A 16,855-nucleotide genomic window follows, 5' to 3' on the forward strand; every position below is an offset into this window, starting at 1 on the left:
GGCGATGCATCCCAATGATGATGACCGCACGCAGTTCATGCCTCGCCCAGGTGGTCGTGCACCGGAACCTGCACGTGCTGAACCTGCGCCTTTGTCGATGCCGGCCGCGCCGATCCTCACCGGTAAAAGCCAGGGCCTGAACCCGTTGGAAAGCGCGGCCGGGCCGCTGCTGGCGTTGTTGACGCGCCTGCGCAACACCATCGCCCACCCAGCGCCGGCCAGCCTGCGTGCGCAGTTGCTGGCCTACCTGCGCCAGTTCGAAGAACGCGCCGAAGCCGCCGGTGTGGCGCGCAACGAAGTGCTGCTGGCGCGTTACGCGCTGTGTACGGCGCTCGATGAAGCCGTGCTCAGCACGCCCTGGGGCAGTACCAGTGACTGGGGCAAGCAGAGTTTGTTGATCACCGTGCACAACGAAGCCTGGGGCGGCGAAAAGGTCTTCCAGTTGCTCGACCATTGCCTGCAAAGCCCACGCGAGCGGTTGTACCTGCTGGAGCTGTTGTACCTGTGCATGTGCCTGGGTTTTGAAGGCCGCTACCGCGTGATGAATGACGGTCGCAGCCAGTTGGAAGCCTTGCGTGAACGCACCGCCGCAGCGATTCGCAGTGCGCGTGGCGAGCACGAACGCGAACTCTCGCCGCATTGGCGCGGCGTAACCGTGGCGCGTGATCGCCTGGCGCAATTCATGCCGCCGTGGATCGCCGTGGCCATCGGCCTGGCGTTGCTGCTGGCGTTACTGTTTGGGTTGCGCATGAAGCTGGCGTCGGATGCGGAACCGGTGTTCAAGAATATCCATGCCCTGGGCGAGATTCCCGTGCAGGCCATCGACCGCCCGGTGGCGCAACCTAAAGTCATCGAACGGCCGCGCCTGGCCGGCTTCCTGGTGGAAGACATCAAGGCGGGCCGCGTGGCGGTGGAAGACAAGGTCGACCGTTCCGTGGTGACGATTCGCGGCGATGAGCTGTTCGCATCTGCCAGCTCCAGCATCCGCGATGACTTCGAGCCGCTGATGCTGCGCATCGCTGACGCCATCCGCAAGGTCAAGGGCCAGGTCCGCGTGACCGGCCACAGCGACAACCGCCCGATTGCCACGTTGCGCTTCCCGTCCAACTGGGCTTTGTCCGAAGCACGTGCCAAATCGGTGCTGGAGATTCTGGCGGCCAAAACCGGCCAGGCGGATCGCTTCAGTGCCGAAGGCCGCAGCGACACCGAGCCGGTGGCGACCAACGCTACTGCCGAAGGCCGTGCCCGTAATCGTCGGGTTGAAATCACCGTATTGGCGGAGGGCGTCGAGTGAAGGCGTTTTTCAGTTTTATGATTCGCTGGGTGATCCCCGTGCTGGGCCTGATCGCCTTGAGCCTGATCATCTGGTTTGTGGGGCCGTTGCTCGATGTGCTGATGCCGGAAGGGCGGCGCTGGGCGCTGATCATCCTGGTGTTTGCGCTGTGGATCGCCTACCGCGTAGTGCGCATTATTCAGGCGCGCCGCCAGGCCGCCGAAGTGATGCGCAGCCTCGCCGCCGAAACCCCGGCCGACCCCAACAGCGTCGCCACCGCCGAAGAGTTGTCGACCTTGCGCCAGCGCATGGACGAAGCCCTGGCATTGCTGAAAAAGGCCAAGCTCGGTGGTGATGAGCGCCGCAATCTCTATGAGCTGCCGTGGTACGTGATCATCGGCCCGCCGGGTTCGGGCAAGACCACCGCGCTGGTCAATTCGGGCCTGCACTTTCCACTCGCTGCACAGTTGGGCGCCGGTGCGGTGCGCGGTGTTGGCGGCACGCGTAACTGTGATTGGTGGTTTACCGACCAGGCCGTTTTGCTCGATACCGCCGGCCGCTACACCACCCAGGACAGTAACTCCACAGTGGATAAAGCTGCGTGGTTGGGCTTTCTCGATCTGCTGAAAAAGCAGCGTTCGCGTCGCCCGATTGATGGTGCGTTTATCGCCATCAGCCTCTCGGATCTGCTGCTCGGTACGGATGCCGAACGCGCCGCCCATGCGGCCGCAATTCGCCTGCGGATCCAGGAGCTTTACACCCAACTGGGCGTGCGATTCCCGATCTACCTGATGCTGACCAAGCTCGACCTGGTGCCGGGCTTTATGGAGTTCTTCGACAACCTGAGCAAGGAAGACCGCGCCCAGGTGTGGGGCATGACCTTCGCCCTGGACGACGGCAAAAACAGTGACAGCCCACTGGCCCATCTGCAAAGCGAGTTTGCCGGTCTTGAGCAGCGCCTGAATGAACGGCTGGTGGAGCGCCTGCAACAGGAGCGTGACCCGGCGCGGCGTGACCTGATCTACGGTTTCCCGCAGCAGTTCGGCGCGTTGAAAGATTGCCTGCAAAGCTTCCTCGAAGGCGTGTTCAAACCCAACGCCTTCGAAGAGCGTGTGTTGCTGCGCGGTGTGTACTTCACCAGCGGCACCCAGGAAGGCAGCCCGATTGATCGCCTGATCGGCGCCATGGCCCAGAGCATGAACTTGGACCGCCAGCACCTGGCGCGACAGAGCGGCACCGGGCGCAGTTATTTTATCGAAAAATTATTCACCGCCGTGGCGTTTGCCGAGCGTGGGTTGGTGGGTGTAAACCCGAAAGTCGAGCGCCGCCGCAAGTGGATTGCACGCGGTGTGCTGGCAGCTACCGTCGCCTTGGTGGTGGTGGTCAGTGGCCTGTGGTGGGTAAGTTATCGCGCCAATCAGGCGTATATCGCCCAGGTTGACCAGAAGGTCGCGCCGCTGGGCCAGACGGTACAGAACCTCAGCCCGGCGCAGCGTGAAGTGCTGGCAGTGTTGCCGCTGCTCAATGCGGTGAAGAACCTCGCGGGCGATTCGCCGAGCTGGTCCGAAGGCCTGGGCCTGTATCAGGGCGATATGCTTGAAGCCGAATCTGCCAGCGTCTACCGCAAGCTGTTGATCGCGGTATTCGCGCCACGCCTGGTCACGCGCATCGAAGAGCAACTGCATGGCGGCGGCAATTCCGACTTCCTTTATGAAGGCCTCAAGGCCTACCTGATGCTCGCCGACAACGAGCACTACGACCCGGACTTCATCAAAGCCTGGGTCGCCCTGGATTGGGACCGCAACCTGCCGCGTGACCTGCCGGCCGATCAGCGCCAGGCGTTGACCGGGCACTTGCAGGCGCTATTCGACCGCCACCCGCCGAATGCGCGGCTGGACCCACGCCTGATCGATGACCTGCGTCGCCAACTGCAACAGCTGCCGGTGGCGCAACGTGTGTACGACCGGGTCAAGCGCCAGAAGCTGCCCGAGGGCATCCCCGACTTTCGCCTCAACGAAGCCGCCGGCCGCGATGCCGCGCTGGTGTTCAGCCGTAAAAGCGGCAAGCCGTTGGGCGAGCCGTTGAGTGGGTTCTTTACTGCCAAAGGCTATCGTCAGGCCTTCCTGCTCAGCAGCCTGAACCAGACCGGCACCCTGGCCGAAGAGCAATGGGTACTGGGCCGTGAACAGGCCGATCAACAGAACGTGGTGAGCCTGGCCGCCGACGTGCGCCGCCTGTACTTCCAGGACTACCAGCGCCAATGGGACGCTTTGCTCGTGGATATCGACTTTGTGCCGATCACCAGCGTGGCCCAGGCGGCCGATGTGCTGCGGGTGATTTCCGGCCCCACTTCGCCGCTGAAAAAGCTGCTGGTGGCCGTGGCCAAAGAGACCGACCTGCAAGCTGAAGAGCGCCAATTGGCCGCCAAAGGCGTGCCGGTGGAAGGCGGCGTCGACAAGCTCAAGGAGCGCCTCGGCAGCCTGCTCGGCCAGGAGCAACCAAGCGCTAATGCACCGCAAGCGGCGGACGATCCGGTGACCGCGCACTTTGCCGAACTCAATAGCATCGTCAGCAAAAACGAAGGCGAACCGGCGGCCATCGACGGCCTGCTGGCGGACATGAATGCGCTGTATGTGCAAGTCAGCGCCATGGTCGGCGCCAGTGGCGACGCCCTGCTCGGCGAGGCCAAGAACCAGGCGGCGGCTGCGGCCACGCGGGTCAGCTTGAATGCCGAACGCCAGCCCCCGCTGGTGCAGGGCATGGTCAAGTCGGTGGTCAACTCCACCACCAACAGCATGATGGGCGGGGTGCGTAACCAGCTGAATGCGGCGTGGGTGAGTGAAGTGGTCAACGTGTATCGCCAGTCTCTGGCGGGCCGTTATCCGATGTCGCCGGGCAGCGCGCGGGACGCCACGCTGGATGACTTCGGCCAGTTCTTCGGCGTGGGCGGGGTGATGGATAACTACTTCCGCAAATACCTGCAGCCTTACGTGGATACATCCACGCAGACCTGGCGCTGGCAGCCGGGCGCGGCGCAAAAGCTCGGGATTGCACCGGGCGTGCTGCAAACCTTCCAGCGTGCGGCGGCTATTCGTGACGCGTTCTTCAGATCGGGGGGCACCCAGCCGATCGTGCGTTTCGAGCTCAAGCCGGTGTCGATGGACCCGACCATCACCCAGTTCCTGCTCGACCTCGACGGCCAGCAACTGAGCTACGACCACGGCCCAAGCCGCCCGGTGGCGATGCAATGGCCCAACCCCGGCAGCATTGGCGTGGTGCGTATTTCGATCATGCCTCCGTCAGCCAGTGGCCGTTCCGGCGTGACCCTGGACGGCCCGTGGGCGTGGTTCCGCCTGCTGGAACAATCGGACCTGAGTGCCGGCAACTCACCGGACCGTTTCAACCTGCGTTTGCGGGTTGATGGCGCGAGCATCGCCTACGAGTTGCGCGCCAACAGCGCCTTCAACCCGTTCAAAAGCCGCGTACTCAGTGGCTTCAGCCTGCCGGAGCGGCTATGACCACGCTGGGCTTCTACGGCAAGTTGGCCAGCCGCGGCGACTTTGTCAGCCGTGCCTTGCCCCAGAGTTTTATCGGCCCGTGGGACAGCTGGCTGGCCGCCGGTTTGCTCGCCAGCCAGAACAGCCTGGGCGGCGATTGGCTCAACGTCTATCTGGTCAGCCCGTTGTGGCGTTTTGTGCTGGCACCGGGCGTGTGCGGGCCGGACGCTGCGACAGGCGTGGTGATGCCGAGCATTGATCGGGTCGGGCGCTATTTCCCGTTGGCCGTGGTGGCGTTGCTTGATCACGACACTAACCCGGCGTCATTGGTGGGCGGTCCGGATACGTGGTTTGAGCAGGCTGAAGAGCTGTTGCTCAGCACCCTGGATACTGGCGCCACGTTCGAACGTTTCAACGATGGTGTCGACAGCCTGGGCCTTCCGGCCAGTGAGCAACGCGCGGTCGACAGTCGCTTCGCGGGCCTGCAACGGGTCGCCGCCACTGTGCCCCACAGCCGCATGACCGCACTGGCCGAGCAGGCCTGTGAAGGTGCCAGCCTGTGGTGGGGCCGTGGCTCACAACGTATTTCACCCGGTTTATTGCGGTGCCAGGGTTTGCCGGCTGCCGGCGATTTTGCGCAGTTTTTGCTCGGACAAGAAGGTGTGGTGTAGATGGGGGCGACGTTTAAATCCGCGAGCAAAAGCCATGTGGGCATGGTGCGTCAGGTTAATGAAGACGCGTGCCTGGACCTGCCGGAAAACCGCCTGTGGGTCGTGGCCGATGGCATGGGCGGGCATGCGGCCGGTGATTACGTCAGCAGCCTGATCGTCGACAGCCTGCGCAATGTGTCGGTGGGGCGCTCACTGGATGAATACTCGGCTGCCTTGCGCAATGACCTGATTCGCATCAACGCCACGGTGCGCGAAGAAACCGCTAACCGTGGCGTGAGCATGATGGGCAGCACTGTGGTGGTGCTTGCCGCACGTGGCCTGCGTGGCGTGTGTTTATGGGCCGGCGACAGTCGCCTGTACCGCCTGCGCGAGGGGCAGCTGGAGAGCATTTCCCGTGACCACAGCTACGTGCAGGACCTGCAAGACAGCGGCCTGCTCAGCGAAGCCGACGCGCGCGTGCATCCCCGTGCCAATATTGTCACCCGCGCGGTGGGCGTGGAGGCCCAGCTGGAAGTGGCGGTGGCTGACCTGTTGATTTCCCCCGGCGACAGCTACCTGCTGTGCAGCGATGGCCTTAACAAGACCGTTGAAGACCATGAGATCCGCGAAGTGCTGGGCCATGATGCGCCGGATGAAATCGTGCGCAGCCTGGTGCACCTGGGGCTCAATCGCGGCGCGCCGGACAATATCACTGCCATTGTCGTGAAGGTCTCGCCATGAACATTGTGATCCCGGGCTACGACATCGAAGGCGAGATCGGCGAAGGCGCCATGGCCAGCGTGTACCTGGCGACCCAGCGCTCGCTGGAGCGCAAGGTGGCCTTGAAGGTGATGGCCGCGGCGCTGGCGGCCGACCCGAGCTTCTGCGAGCGCTTCCTGCGCGAGGGCAAGACCCTGGCGCGCCTGTCGCATCCGCACACGGTGACCATCCATGACATCGGCAACGTCGGTGAGCTGTACTACATGGCCATGGAATACCTGCCCAACGGCACACTCAAAGAGCGCATCGCCGCCGGCCTGACGCCGGAGCAGGGCGTGACGCTGATTCGCCAGATCGCTTCGGCGTTGGGCTATGCGCATGCGCAGGGTTTGGTGCACCGCGACGTCAAACCGGCGAACATTCTGTTTCGCGCTGACGGCACCGCCGTACTGTCGGACTTCGGCATCGCCAAGTCCCTGGACGATCGCACCCAGTTCACTCAAGCCGGCTTTGCCGTGGGCACGCCGAGCTACATGAGCCCGGAGCAGGCGCGAGGCCAGGAAATTGATGGCCGCGCCGACCTGTATGCGTTGGGCGTGGTGCTCTACGAAATTCTCGTCGGCAAGCTGCCGTATAACGGCACTGATGCGCTGTCCACTGCGCTGGCACATCTGACCGAGCCGCTGCCGGAACTGCCGGTGCACCATGGCCGTTATCAGGACGTGCTGCGCAAGCTGTTGGCCAAAGACCCCGCCGAGCGTTTTCCGGATGCGGCGGCGTTGCTGCGTGCGCTGGACCAACTGCCCGCAGACTCGCCGGAAGCCACGTTGGTACGGCCGTTACCGATTCCGCTGAGTTTTGACTTGGCCGGAATGACGCCGGTGTCCATCGACATTCCGACCGACAAACCCCAGCCGCAACCGGTGCGTCAGCCGGTGGTGACGCCGACGCAACACCGCGCCGTGTCCGAACAGCGCCGTGGCCCGGTGCTGGCCCTGGCCGCCGTGGCCGTGGCGGTGGCACTGGCAATTGGTGGCGCCAGTTACTGGTGGCTGAGCGGCAGCGATGAACCTGCCAAACCGCCTGTTGCCGTGGTGCCCAAAACCTCACCACCGCCGCAGGTAAAGCCGGCAGTGGCTGAGGCGGATGGCGGCCAGCGGCCGTTGCTGATGGCGGGCAAAAAGACCTTGTTCCAGCGCGTGCTCAGCAAGCCGGGCGCCAAGCTTTCCCATGATGCCGGTGGTGCAGCAGGCGAAGCTCTGCCGGCGTTTTCGGTGCTCTATGTTTACCAGCGCAAAGACATCGACGGCAGCCCGTGGGTTCGCGTCGGCGCGGCTACCGATGGGCGCAGCGATGGGTGGTTGCCCGCCGCTCAAGTCAGCGACTGGAAGCAAAGCCTGGTGCTCAAGTTCACCGAGCGCTCGGGCCGCGCGCCGGTGATGTTCCTGCGCCAACCGGCTGAGGTGGAAAAGCTGTTGGCTGATCCCGCCGCCGCCAAAAACGTGTTGGCCAAGGCGCAGAAGAACCGCGAAGACAATCAACAGGTGCTGGCGCTTGAGCCGATGGCCAGCGCCGTGCCGCAAAACCAGTTTTACCTGCTGCCGATTTTTGACTCCAAAGAGAGCTTCGACGAAAACGGCCAGCCGGTGCAGTTGCTCAATGTGGCGTCCATCGACCCGGGCAGCGCGGCGGCCAAGCCGGCTACCAAAGCGATCGCTGCAGACGCTTTCCGCACGGCGGTGGTGTTGGTGGTCGACACGACGGTTTCGATGCAGCCTTACATCGACCAGGTTCGCGATGTGGTGCATGAGTTGCAAACCCGCATTGCCGAGCGCGGCGAGCTTGATAGCGTGAGCTTCGGGCTGGTGGGGTTTCGCAACAGCATCAAGAAAACCCCCGGTTTGGAATACGTCGCCAAGACGCTTATTACCCTTGATCAGGGGCGCGACCCGCAACGTTTCCTCGACATGGCGCGCCAGGTCAAAGCGTCAACGGTGTCCAGCCATTCGTTCAACGAAGATGCATTTGCCGGGGTGATGCAGGCGGTCGATGGCATGGACTGGTCCGGTTACGGCGGGGGCATCATTTTTCTGGTCACCGATGCCGGCGCGCTGCGCAAGAACGACCCCTTTGCCGCCACCCAGATGAACGAAGCCGAAGTGCGTCAGGCGGCACTCGGCAAGCAGATCAAGATTTACGCCCTGCACCTGCGCACCGATGCCGGCAAGAAAACCCACGCCGGTGCCGAAACCCAGTACCGCGTGCTCACCGCCGACGCCAACCCGCAGATCGGCGACCTTTACACGCCGGTACCCGGTGGTGATGTACACAAGCTGGGCGAGCGGGTTGATGAGATTGGTACAGTGTTCGCCAACCTGGTGCACCAGGTTCGCAGCGACACACCGCAACCGGTGCCGCTGCTGAGCAGCGCGCCGAGCCTGGCGGACAAATCCGCAGCAGTCGGCTACGCCATGCACATGGACTTCCTTGGCCGTAAAACCGCGAGCCAGGCGCCGCAACTGGTCAGCGCCTGGACCGCCGATCGCGACCTGACCAACCCGGCGCTGCCGGCGTTCCAGGTGTGCGTGATGCTCACCAAATTGCAGCTCAACGACCTGCAGCAATCGCTGAAACTGATCGTGGATGCCGCGCGCAAAACCCAAACCTCGCCCAAGGATTTCTTCCAGGAAATTGCCAGCGCTTCGGCCTATATGAGTCGCGACCCACAGGCTCTGCGCAAGGGCGGTAACCTGGCCGATGGCGGCCTGCTCGGTGAGTACCTGGAAGGCCTGCCGTACCGCAGCAAGTCGCTGAACATGACCCAGGACTTGTGGTTGTCGCTGAGTGTGGCCGAGCAGGAAGACTTTATCGACGAACTGGATTCGAAAATCCGCCTGTATGAAACCTTTCACAATGATGTGGCCAACTGGGTCCGTTTCGGCGATGCCGAGCCGGGCGATGCGTTGTACCGCGTGCCGTTGTCGACGCTGCCGTAATGCTGAACTTGAGCGCGGTACACAAAAGCCGGGGCACGGGGAGCCAGCGTTACAGCCTGGTGATTCCGGCTTTGCAGCTGCGTGCCGGTGAGCAATTGGCGATTGTCGGGCCCAGTGGCTGCGGCAAAAGCACGTTGCTGGATTTGCTCGCGCTGGTGTTGGCGCCGGATCAGGCCGGTCAGTTTGAATTCGACAACACCGATATCGGCGGGCTATGGCGTGCCGATCAGCAATCTACCCTGGCTGCGCTGCGCAGCCGGCACTTGGGTTATGTGCTGCAAACCGGTGGCCTGCTGGGTTTTCTCGATGTGCGCAGCAATATCGCCTTGTCGCGGCAATTGCTGGGTTTGAAAGATGACGGCAGCGTGACGCGCCTGGCGGGGCAGTTGGAGATCAGTGACCAGTTGGCGAAGAAACCGGCAGACCTGTCGGTAGGCCAGCGCCAGCGCGTGAGTTGCGCCCGTGCCCTGGCCCATGCGCCGCAGCTGGTGCTGGCGGATGAGCCGACCGCGTCGCTGGACCCGCTGAATGCCGAGCGCGTGATGCAGGCGCTGCTGGCCCAGGCCCGCGAACACCGTGCCGCCTGCGTGATCGCCACCCATGACGAACCCCTGGCCCGCGCCAGCGGCTTGCAGGTACGGCGCATCGGTTGCCGCCGCGACCCTGACGGCGGCGTCACGGCCACGCTCGGGGAGGTGTGCTGATGCGCATCGGCGTGGTGGCCTCGCTGGCCTGGCGGGATTTCCGCAATGATGCCTGGCTGTCGGCCTGTTCGGTGCTGGCGCTGGTGGCGGTGATCGCGCCGCTGCTGGTGTTATTCGGCCTGAAATTTGGACTGGTTGGCAGTTTGACCGAACGCTTGGAGACCGATCCGGCCACCCGTGAAATTATCCCATTGGGCGGTGGGCGATTCAGCAGCGAATTTATTCGGCAGCTGGGTCGGCGCAGCGATGTGGCCTTTGCCGTGCCGCGTACCCGGCAAATTGCGGCGACCGCGCAGGTGGGCACACTGGCGTTGGAAATGCTGCCGACGGCGGCGGGTGACCCGTTGCTCAGTGGTTTGCCGATGCCCAAGGGCCTGGACCAGATCGTGCTGAGCCACACCGCAGCCGAAAAGCTTGCGGCGCGGCCTGGGGATTGGCTGGAAACCCGCTTTGCGCGGCAAGTGGCGGGGCGTGTCGAGGCCCAGCGCACCCGCTTGCAAGTGCTGGCGGTGTTGCCGTTGGAAGCCTTCGCCCGTGACGGTTTGTTTGCTGATTTGGGTTTGCTGGAGGCAGCGGAAGATTACCGCGATGGCCGTGCCGTACCGGCGTTGGGCTGGGACGGGAATGCGGTCGGGGTGAGCGAGCAGCGTGTGTACCCGGCGTTTCGTCTATACGCGCGCACCCTGACTGATGTGGAGCCGCTGCGGGTGTATTTCGCCGGGCAGAATCTGTTGGTGTCGACCCAGGCACAGACCATCGCCCAGGTGCAGTCGTTGAGCCGCAACCTGTCGTTGGTATTCTGGATTATTGCCGGGCTGGCCTTGGTTGGGGCGTTTGCAGCGATCTTCGCCGGGGCGTTGGCGGCGGTTGCACGCAAGCGGCGGGAATTGTCGGTGCTGCGCCTGTTGGGGTTTTCCACCGGCGCACTGTTGTTGTTTGTGGTGTTGCAGGCGCTGTACAGCGCAGGGTATGCCGCCGTGCTGAGCGCCGGGCTGTATGGCCTGGCCGAGGTAGCTTTGAATAAACTATTTGTGCAGGGGGCGGGCGAGTACGCCAGTCACCTGTTGGCGCGTCACTACGCCCTGGCCCTGGTCGCAATCCTCGGCGTCAGCGCCGTGGCGGCGGCCTGCGGCGGTTGGCGAGTGGCGCGTATCCAGGCTTCTGAAGGAATCAGAGATGTATAAGTTACTGGGCGCCTGTGTGGCGCTGAGCCTGGCCTCGTTGGCCTGGGCCGATGAAGCGAGTGACAAACTCGATAACCCTAAACCTTTGCCGGATGACGTGAGCCTGCCGCTGCCCTGCGAAGGCAACATGGTGTTCCGCTACGCCTACGTGTTGGCCCAAGGCACGCTGGATGACCGCGAAATCAGCCTCGGCTATCCCTTTGCCGAAGGCGAAGCGGGTTATCAGCAGTCGTTTATTTCCGGCTACCGTCGCGACTTTATCAACGGCCAGTTCACGCTCAAGGATTTGCCCAAGGGCTGGAACACAGTCATTGCGCCGTTGATGCCGAAAACCGACGCCAAGACGCCGCTCAAGCCGATGCTGTATTTCATCGGTAAGTACGAAGTGACCGCCCGCCAGTATGCGCAGGTGATGTCCCAGGCACAGTCGCTGGCCAGCGGCGAGCCGGCACCTGCGTGTGATGCACCGACTGGCATGGCTGCGCGCCTGCCCAAGGTGAAGTTGTCGCGCTTTGAAGCGGAGCGTTTTTCGGCGGTGTACAGCGCCTGGCTGATGAAGTACCACCGTGAGCTGCTGCCGGTGAGTGGCCGCGGCTCTTCGGCCGACGACGGCGGCCTGGGTTTTGTGCGCCTGCCTACCGAAGTGGAATGGGAATACGCCGCACGCGGTGGCCAGGCGGTGAGCCGTCAGGAACTGGAAGGGCGGTTGTTCCCGCGCCGCGTCGAAGGCAGCGAAAGCGATGGCCCGCTGGGTGACTACGCAGTGTTCAACCAGGTCGCTGGCGGCACTGGCCAGGCAGCGCGCTTGATGCCCATCGGCACCAAATTGCCCAACCCTATCGGCCTGTTCGATGTGATCGGCAACGCGGCGGAAATGGTCCAGGAATCCTTCCAACTCGTGCACGCCGGGCGTCGTCAGGGCACCTACGGTGGCTTCGTGGTCAAGGGCGGCAACTACCTGGAAGGCGAGGGCACGCTGTTTACCGGTATGCGCCGCGAGTACCCGTTATTCGCCGCTGACGGCACCGAGCAAAGCAACGAAACCACCGGTTTTCGCGTAGCGATCGGCGCGCTGTCGGCGCCGCGTTCGCGCTACAAGGAGCTGTTCGCCCAGTGGCAGAAAGAAGGCCGCCTGGCTTCGCTGACTGACGCCATCGATGACGCCCAAGACCCGACCAAGCGCCTGGACAGCATCATCGCCGCCAGTGTCGACCCAAAACTGCAAGCCGAACTCGGCCTGGTCAACGAAGAGCTCAAACGCAACGTCTCGTTGATCGCCCAGCAGCGCGAAGAAGCCGCGGGCAACCTGATCCAGTCGGCCGCGTTGGTGGCCGAGACCATCAGCAATTACAACATCCGCCTGGCCAACCTGCAGAAGAGCCGCCAACAGGCCAAAGACAATAAGGATGAGGCCAGCGCGCAACTGTTCGACATGGCCATCACCAATGGCCGCAGCGCCCTCGACGGCGCGGTGGCGATTTACATCGACAACCTGGCCACCGGCACGCGTTACACCGATGCGGTGATCCAGGCCCAGTTTCAAAGGATCAAGGAAGAGTTGGATCGCAAGCCAGTGCTCGGCAAGAGCCTGGTGACGCGCGCGACACTGTTCGTTCGCCATGTCGGCAACTACCGCAAGCAACAGCGGGCCGACCCGGCAACGATCTTGAAGGAACTGCTCGCAGCGAGCGGTCAGAGGTCTTGACCGTTGGTTGTGCGGCGAGCTTGGAAGGGACTCAGTCGGCGGTGGGCCGTGCTGGGCAAGTCAAACTTAACAGAGAACATACCTATGCTTTTTTCCCGTAAGGCGGTTTCCAAGCGTCACCTGCTGCTGATCGCAGCCGGTTTCAGCACCGTGTTGACCGGTTGCGCCACGTCGCCGGCCTCCAAGGTCGCGTCGAGCACCAAGGTCGAGTACTACCCTAACTGCTACGAGCCGGTGCAGCACCTGCGTGCAACCGATTCGAACATGACCAAGTCGGTCGTGACGGGTGCCGCCCTGGGCGCAGCCGGCGGTGCATTGCTGGGGGCATTGACCGGCGACTCCGAAAAGCGCGGCCGTAATGCCGCCATCGGTGCAGCGGGCGGTGCCCTGGCGGGTGGCGCAGCAGGTTATTACACCGAGCGTCAGAAGCAGATCACCGATGACAACCAGCGCATCGCGTCGTACTCCACCGACTTCAACAAGAGCGCCTCTGACATCGACCGCAGCACCGCGTATGCCAAGGCATCCCAGCAGTGCTACCAGAGCGCGTTCACCAAGCTGGTGAATGATCGCAAGGCCAAGACCGTCAACGACACTGAAGGCCGCAAACGCCTGGCGGAAATCGTGGCGGGCTTGAAAGAGTCCAATGACCTGATCGTTGCCGTGAACGGCAAGGCCAGCGAAGACTTGAACAACTACACCCAGGCTTACGAGCAAGACCTGAAACAAGTGGGTGTGCAGCGTGCTGACGTGGTGACCGTGGCCCAGGCCGACACGACGCCGCAGGTGGTGCCGGCGAAGAAGGGCAAGACCCCTGCCAAAGTCGCCAAAAAACCGGTGCTGCCAACCGTGCCGAAAGAAGCGGTGACCACCGAGAAGAGCATTCAGACCGTGCAAACCAAGCAGGCTGAAAGCAAGCAGGTCGCCAGCGCCGGTAAGGCGCAGATCGAAGGCACCTGCCGCGATCCGAACCTGGCCGACTGGGCGCCAGTGCCGTGCCCTAACGTTTAAGTAATATTGTTGCTATAAGCGTTAAACGCCTGCCGATCTCCTGCTAAAGCGCGAGATCGGTGGCGTTCTGCCGGTAAATCGTTACACTGCTGCGGCCACTTAATAAATACACTGAGGCTGTGTGCATGAAATTTCGTCTTCTGCTGTGGGTGCTGGGCCTGATGATGGGCAAAGCCAGCCGCACCAATCCTGCCTTTCAGCAACAGCTGGGTGACAAAGACCTGGCGTTCCAGTTGCAGACCCTCGACGGCAAGGTTGCCCGTCACTTCATCGTCAAAGACCAGCGCATCACCAGCCGTTCAGGTGTTCACCCGTCGCCCGCGTTTGCCATTGCCTTTAAAGATGCCGCCTACGGCTTCGCCACGATGCAGGCGAAAAACAAGCAACTGGCGTTCATGACGGGGATTCAGGACAAGTCGATCCAGATCAAGGGCAACCCGGCGCTGGTGATTTGGTTCCAGGGGCTGACCAAGTATTTGAAGCCGCGTAAAAAGACAATACGTTAGTTCTTGTCGGTGTTCAGGGCAGCGATTGCCCCGAACGCTTGTTTTCCAGGAAAAGTATTTTTATTCACGAATAAGTTTTGTTTTAGTTCGCTTGGAAATTTGCGCTATAGTATCTCGACCCTTGAGGGTAATCTCGCTACCGATACTATCTGAATAAAGATTGATCTTAACACTTGCTTCTTTGTTTACTTGGATTTTAGCGTTTCCTGCCCGAACCTCAATGTCTACTTCGCCTGCGCGAGCGAATATCGTGTCACGGAGTCCCGATGAGCGTATGTGAGTGATTCCTGCGTTGTGCGTGGGTATATCGGTGGTAAAAAAGTTTTCTCCGCCTTCACCGTGAAGTTCGCTTTTGCCACTGCCCGCAAACAGTCTATCATTGCCGTTTCCGCCCTTTACATAACCTCCCCCGGTGCTGAGTTGTACGTGATCATCGCCGTCTGCTGTGTCCACGCTGGCAAAGCCACCACCTGTTTGTACAAAGTCGTCGCCGGCTCCGGATTTTACGTTAGCGGTGACCCTAACGTCGTCGTCGATCGTTATACGATCTTTGTAGTGGCCTGTGGTGATGTTGAGGGTGCTGCTGCCAGAGTTTGGAACGTCCAGCGCATGTGGTCTTCCATTTATAAAGGCAACCAGTCTTCCGTCGAGTTCTTTTTTAATTCTGATGTCGGCCTGGTTTTCAGTGACGCTAATAGAGACGATGTGACCGCTTGAATCTCGATCATGTACGATTTTTACAAAATTTTCTTGCGGGGGTTTGGGCTGTTGAGATAGTGGAGGAGAAGGCGTAAATGAAAAGGGCGAAGTGACGTTCATAAGAAACTCCAGGTATGGATTGGGCACATTCGCTATGTGGGTCGGAAGGGGCGATCAGTTCAACGTTATATGTTGCTGCATATATTAACTTCAAGTTGTTACGGTGAGGCGCGTGTTTAGAATATAAAACTATTGTTCGCTTTTCTTGCATTGAAAAATCATATCGAGAGGGGGTCGATCTCATGTTTATTTCAGGGTCGAACCCTGTGCGAAGGCGATATCAATGGCATATCGTCTGCGGTGTCCTGCTAACGCGAGTCTTTCAGGCAGACCGAGTTGTATTCATCGCAGGCAAGCCAGCTCCCACAGTTGACTGCATTCCAACGCTGGAACGCGGTCAGGTGTGGGAGCTGGCTTGCCTGCGAAAGCTATGCAGCAGGCGGCAGACTTATCCCTGGCTGAACTGGGATGCCAGCTCGCGCAACAGCACTTCGGCATCCAGCACTTTACCGACCACTTCTTCAGCCTTTTCCCGGCTCAGGCCCAGGCGTTCCAGCAGGGCGTCCGGGATGGCTTCATCCGGCCCGGAACCAATCCCACGGCTGCGCAGCAGGCGTACCGCCAGGCACACCAGATTCGGGTATTCGGCATATTGCCCGTCATAGGTCGGGTCGTGCTGGAAGCGCAGGGCGGTGGACAGTTCGTCCGGCATATCCCAGTAGCGCATCAGCCAGGCGCCGATCTGCTCGCGGCTGATGCCCAGCAGATGCTGTTCGACATAGCTGTGACACAGGTGCGGGTTGACCTCCAGGTGACGGCAGATCAGCGAGAAGTGTGGCGGGAATACATGGGCCAGCAGCAAGTAGCCGAAGTTGTGCAGCAGGCCGGCGAGGTACGTCAGGCCGGCTTCCGGGCGCTGGGCGCGGGGCATAGCGCGGGTCAGGCCTTCGATCACGGCGGCGGTGTAGATCGACTGGTGCCAGTACGGCGTGGACTGGTGCGGATGGTCCTTGGGCAGGCTCAGGGTTTTGCCCAGGGCCAGGCCCAGCGCCAGGTTGATCACCAGGTCAAAGCCCAACACGCGCACGATGGCGTCTTCGACTGAACGGATCTTGCCCGGCGAGGCGTAGTACGGCGACGCGGCCCAGCTCACCACTTGGGCCGCAAGGGCCGGGTCGGTTTCGACGACGCTGGTAATGTCATCGATGGTGGCGTTGGGGTCGACGCGCAGCTTGATGATTTTCTGTGCGGTGTCGGCCAGTGGTGGAATCTCGATAGTCGCTTCCAGACGCTGCTGGATACGACGTGCGGTGAACGCTTGCATCGCCTGGGTGATTTCCTCGCGGTCATCATTGGGGCGGTCGAGGTTGGGGCGGATGTTGCTCAGCGGTTCGCCGAAGTGCCCGGCACTGGCCTTGGTGAGCATGCTCTTGAAATCGCTGCTGGCGATTTCCAGCAGCAGCCCGGCTTCACCGGAGTGCACCAACAAGCTTGGCTCGCTGAGCAGGCTGCCTTCGTACAGGCATGGCGAGCTGGTCAGCGCCGGCAAGCCCGGCAACAGGCTCAAGTCGTGCTTGGCCAGCATGCGTTCGATGCGGTCCGGCGACACGGCCGTGAGGCGACGGCCGGTGAGTTCTGCCAAGCGGTTGAGGTCGAGTAACTGGCTCTGGGGGAACAGCACCATGAGTGCGCCCACGGCATCTTCCAGCAGTACCGCCTGGACCTTTTGTGCGGGATTCAGGCCGGCGTGTTCGGTCACTTCCGTGTAAGGGATGGCGAGCTTTGCGAGCAGAGCCCGAATGACCGGCGGGGCGGTCAGTGGGGCTGTGGCGAGGGCGACTTCTGACATG

At 62.0% G+C, this 16,855-nt stretch carries 12 protein-coding genes; 10 read left to right on the top strand and 2 right to left on the bottom strand.

Annotation, left to right across the window (positions count from 1 at the left end; translation table 11 throughout):
- Nucleotides 1-4 precede the first annotated feature (4 nt).
- The 10 genes from AOA59_RS16000 to AOA59_RS16045 all read left to right on the top strand — a co-directional run bounded on the left by AOA59_RS16000 (nt 5) and on the right by AOA59_RS16045 (nt 14,246).
- Complete coding sequence (locus tag AOA59_RS16000) at nt 5-1,294, top strand: DotU family type VI secretion system protein (protein WP_099488270.1); 1,290 nt, start codon at nt 5-7, stop codon at nt 1,292-1,294.
- The gene (gene tssM, locus AOA59_RS16005) at nt 1,291-4,791 is read left to right on the top strand and encodes a type VI secretion system membrane subunit TssM (RefSeq protein ID WP_099488272.1); all 3,501 of its coding nucleotides are present in this window, start codon (nt 1,291-1,293) and stop codon (nt 4,789-4,791) included. The genes AOA59_RS16000 and tssM overlap by 4 nt, the downstream gene beginning before the upstream one ends.
- On the top strand, nt 4,788-5,441 hold the full coding sequence (gene tagF / locus AOA59_RS16010; RefSeq protein WP_099488274.1) for a type VI secretion system-associated protein TagF: 654 nt from the start codon (nt 4,788-4,790) through the stop codon (nt 5,439-5,441). Before tssM ends, tagF begins: the two co-directional genes overlap by 4 nt.
- Nucleotides 5,442-6,161, top strand: coding sequence for a PP2C family serine/threonine-protein phosphatase (locus AOA59_RS16015; protein WP_056860853.1), 720 nt, complete (start codon nt 5,442-5,444; stop codon nt 6,159-6,161).
- The gene (locus AOA59_RS16020; RefSeq protein WP_099488276.1) at nt 6,158-9,136 is read left to right on the top strand and encodes a serine/threonine-protein kinase; all 2,979 of its coding nucleotides are present in this window, start codon (nt 6,158-6,160) and stop codon (nt 9,134-9,136) included. The genes AOA59_RS16015 and AOA59_RS16020 overlap by 4 nt, the downstream gene beginning before the upstream one ends.
- A complete protein-coding gene (locus AOA59_RS16025; RefSeq protein ID WP_056860851.1) occupies nt 9,136-9,840 on the top strand; it encodes an ABC transporter ATP-binding protein in 705 nt (234 codons plus the stop codon). The genes AOA59_RS16020 and AOA59_RS16025 overlap by 1 nt, the downstream gene beginning before the upstream one ends.
- Nucleotides 9,840-11,024 carry an ABC transporter permease gene (locus AOA59_RS16030; protein WP_099488278.1) on the top strand — a complete coding sequence of 395 codons (1,185 nt, stop codon included), beginning with the start codon at nt 9,840-9,842 and terminating at the stop codon, nt 11,022-11,024. The genes AOA59_RS16025 and AOA59_RS16030 overlap by 1 nt, the downstream gene beginning before the upstream one ends.
- A complete protein-coding gene (locus AOA59_RS16035; RefSeq protein WP_099488280.1) occupies nt 11,017-12,729 on the top strand; it encodes an SUMF1/EgtB/PvdO family nonheme iron enzyme in 1,713 nt (570 codons plus the stop codon). Before AOA59_RS16030 ends, AOA59_RS16035 begins: the two co-directional genes overlap by 8 nt.
- A gap of 84 nt (nt 12,730-12,813) precedes the next feature.
- A complete protein-coding gene (gene tagQ / locus AOA59_RS16040; protein ID WP_065931912.1) occupies nt 12,814-13,740 on the top strand; it encodes a type VI secretion system-associated lipoprotein TagQ in 927 nt (308 codons plus the stop codon).
- Between the two features lie 125 nt (nt 13,741-13,865).
- Nucleotides 13,866-14,246: a helicase gene (locus AOA59_RS16045; protein ID WP_065931911.1), complete on the top strand. Its 381-nt coding sequence runs from the start codon at nt 13,866-13,868 to the stop codon at nt 14,244-14,246.
- A gap of 60 nt (nt 14,247-14,306) precedes the next feature.
- Here the strand turns inward: AOA59_RS16045 and AOA59_RS32015 are convergent, their stop codons facing one another.
- A complete protein-coding gene (locus AOA59_RS32015; protein WP_143522787.1) occupies nt 14,307-15,065 on the bottom strand; it encodes a hypothetical protein in 759 nt (252 codons plus the stop codon).
- A 388-nt stretch (nt 15,066-15,453) separates the two neighbouring features.
- The gene (locus AOA59_RS16055) at nt 15,454-16,854 is read right to left on the bottom strand and encodes an aminoacyl-tRNA deacylase and HDOD domain-containing protein (protein ID WP_069787136.1); all 1,401 of its coding nucleotides are present in this window, start codon (nt 16,852-16,854) and stop codon (nt 15,454-15,456) included.
- Nucleotide 16,855: the final 1 nt, after the last annotated feature.

The organism is Pseudomonas sp. 2822-15, assembly GCF_002742515.1.
GTDB lineage: Bacteria > Pseudomonadota > Gammaproteobacteria > Pseudomonadales > Pseudomonadaceae > Aquipseudomonas > Aquipseudomonas salomonii.

Coding starts and splice junctions, on each gene's coding strand:
- AOA59_RS16000 (WP_099488270.1), top strand. CDS start 5: ATGCATCCCAATGATGATGACCGCACGCAGTTCATGCCTCGCCCAGGT.
- tagF (WP_099488274.1), top strand. CDS start 4,788: ATGACCACGCTGGGCTTCTACGGCAAGTTGGCCAGCCGCGGCGACTTT.
- AOA59_RS16015 (WP_056860853.1), top strand. CDS start 5,442: ATGGGGGCGACGTTTAAATCCGCGAGCAAAAGCCATGTGGGCATGGTG.
- AOA59_RS16020 (WP_099488276.1), top strand. CDS start 6,158: ATGAACATTGTGATCCCGGGCTACGACATCGAAGGCGAGATCGGCGAA.
- AOA59_RS16025 (WP_056860851.1), top strand. CDS start 9,136: ATGCTGAACTTGAGCGCGGTACACAAAAGCCGGGGCACGGGGAGCCAG.
- AOA59_RS16030 (WP_099488278.1), top strand. CDS start 9,840: ATGCGCATCGGCGTGGTGGCCTCGCTGGCCTGGCGGGATTTCCGCAAT.
- AOA59_RS16035 (WP_099488280.1), top strand. CDS start 11,017: ATGTATAAGTTACTGGGCGCCTGTGTGGCGCTGAGCCTGGCCTCGTTG.
- tagQ (WP_065931912.1), top strand. CDS start 12,814: ATGCTTTTTTCCCGTAAGGCGGTTTCCAAGCGTCACCTGCTGCTGATC.
- AOA59_RS16045 (WP_065931911.1), top strand. CDS start 13,866: ATGAAATTTCGTCTTCTGCTGTGGGTGCTGGGCCTGATGATGGGCAAA.
- AOA59_RS32015 (WP_143522787.1), bottom strand. CDS start 15,065: ATGAACGTCACTTCGCCCTTTTCATTTACGCCTTCTCCTCCACTATCT.
- AOA59_RS16055 (WP_069787136.1), bottom strand. CDS start 16,854: ATGTCAGAAGTCGCCCTCGCCACAGCCCCACTGACCGCCCCGCCGGTC.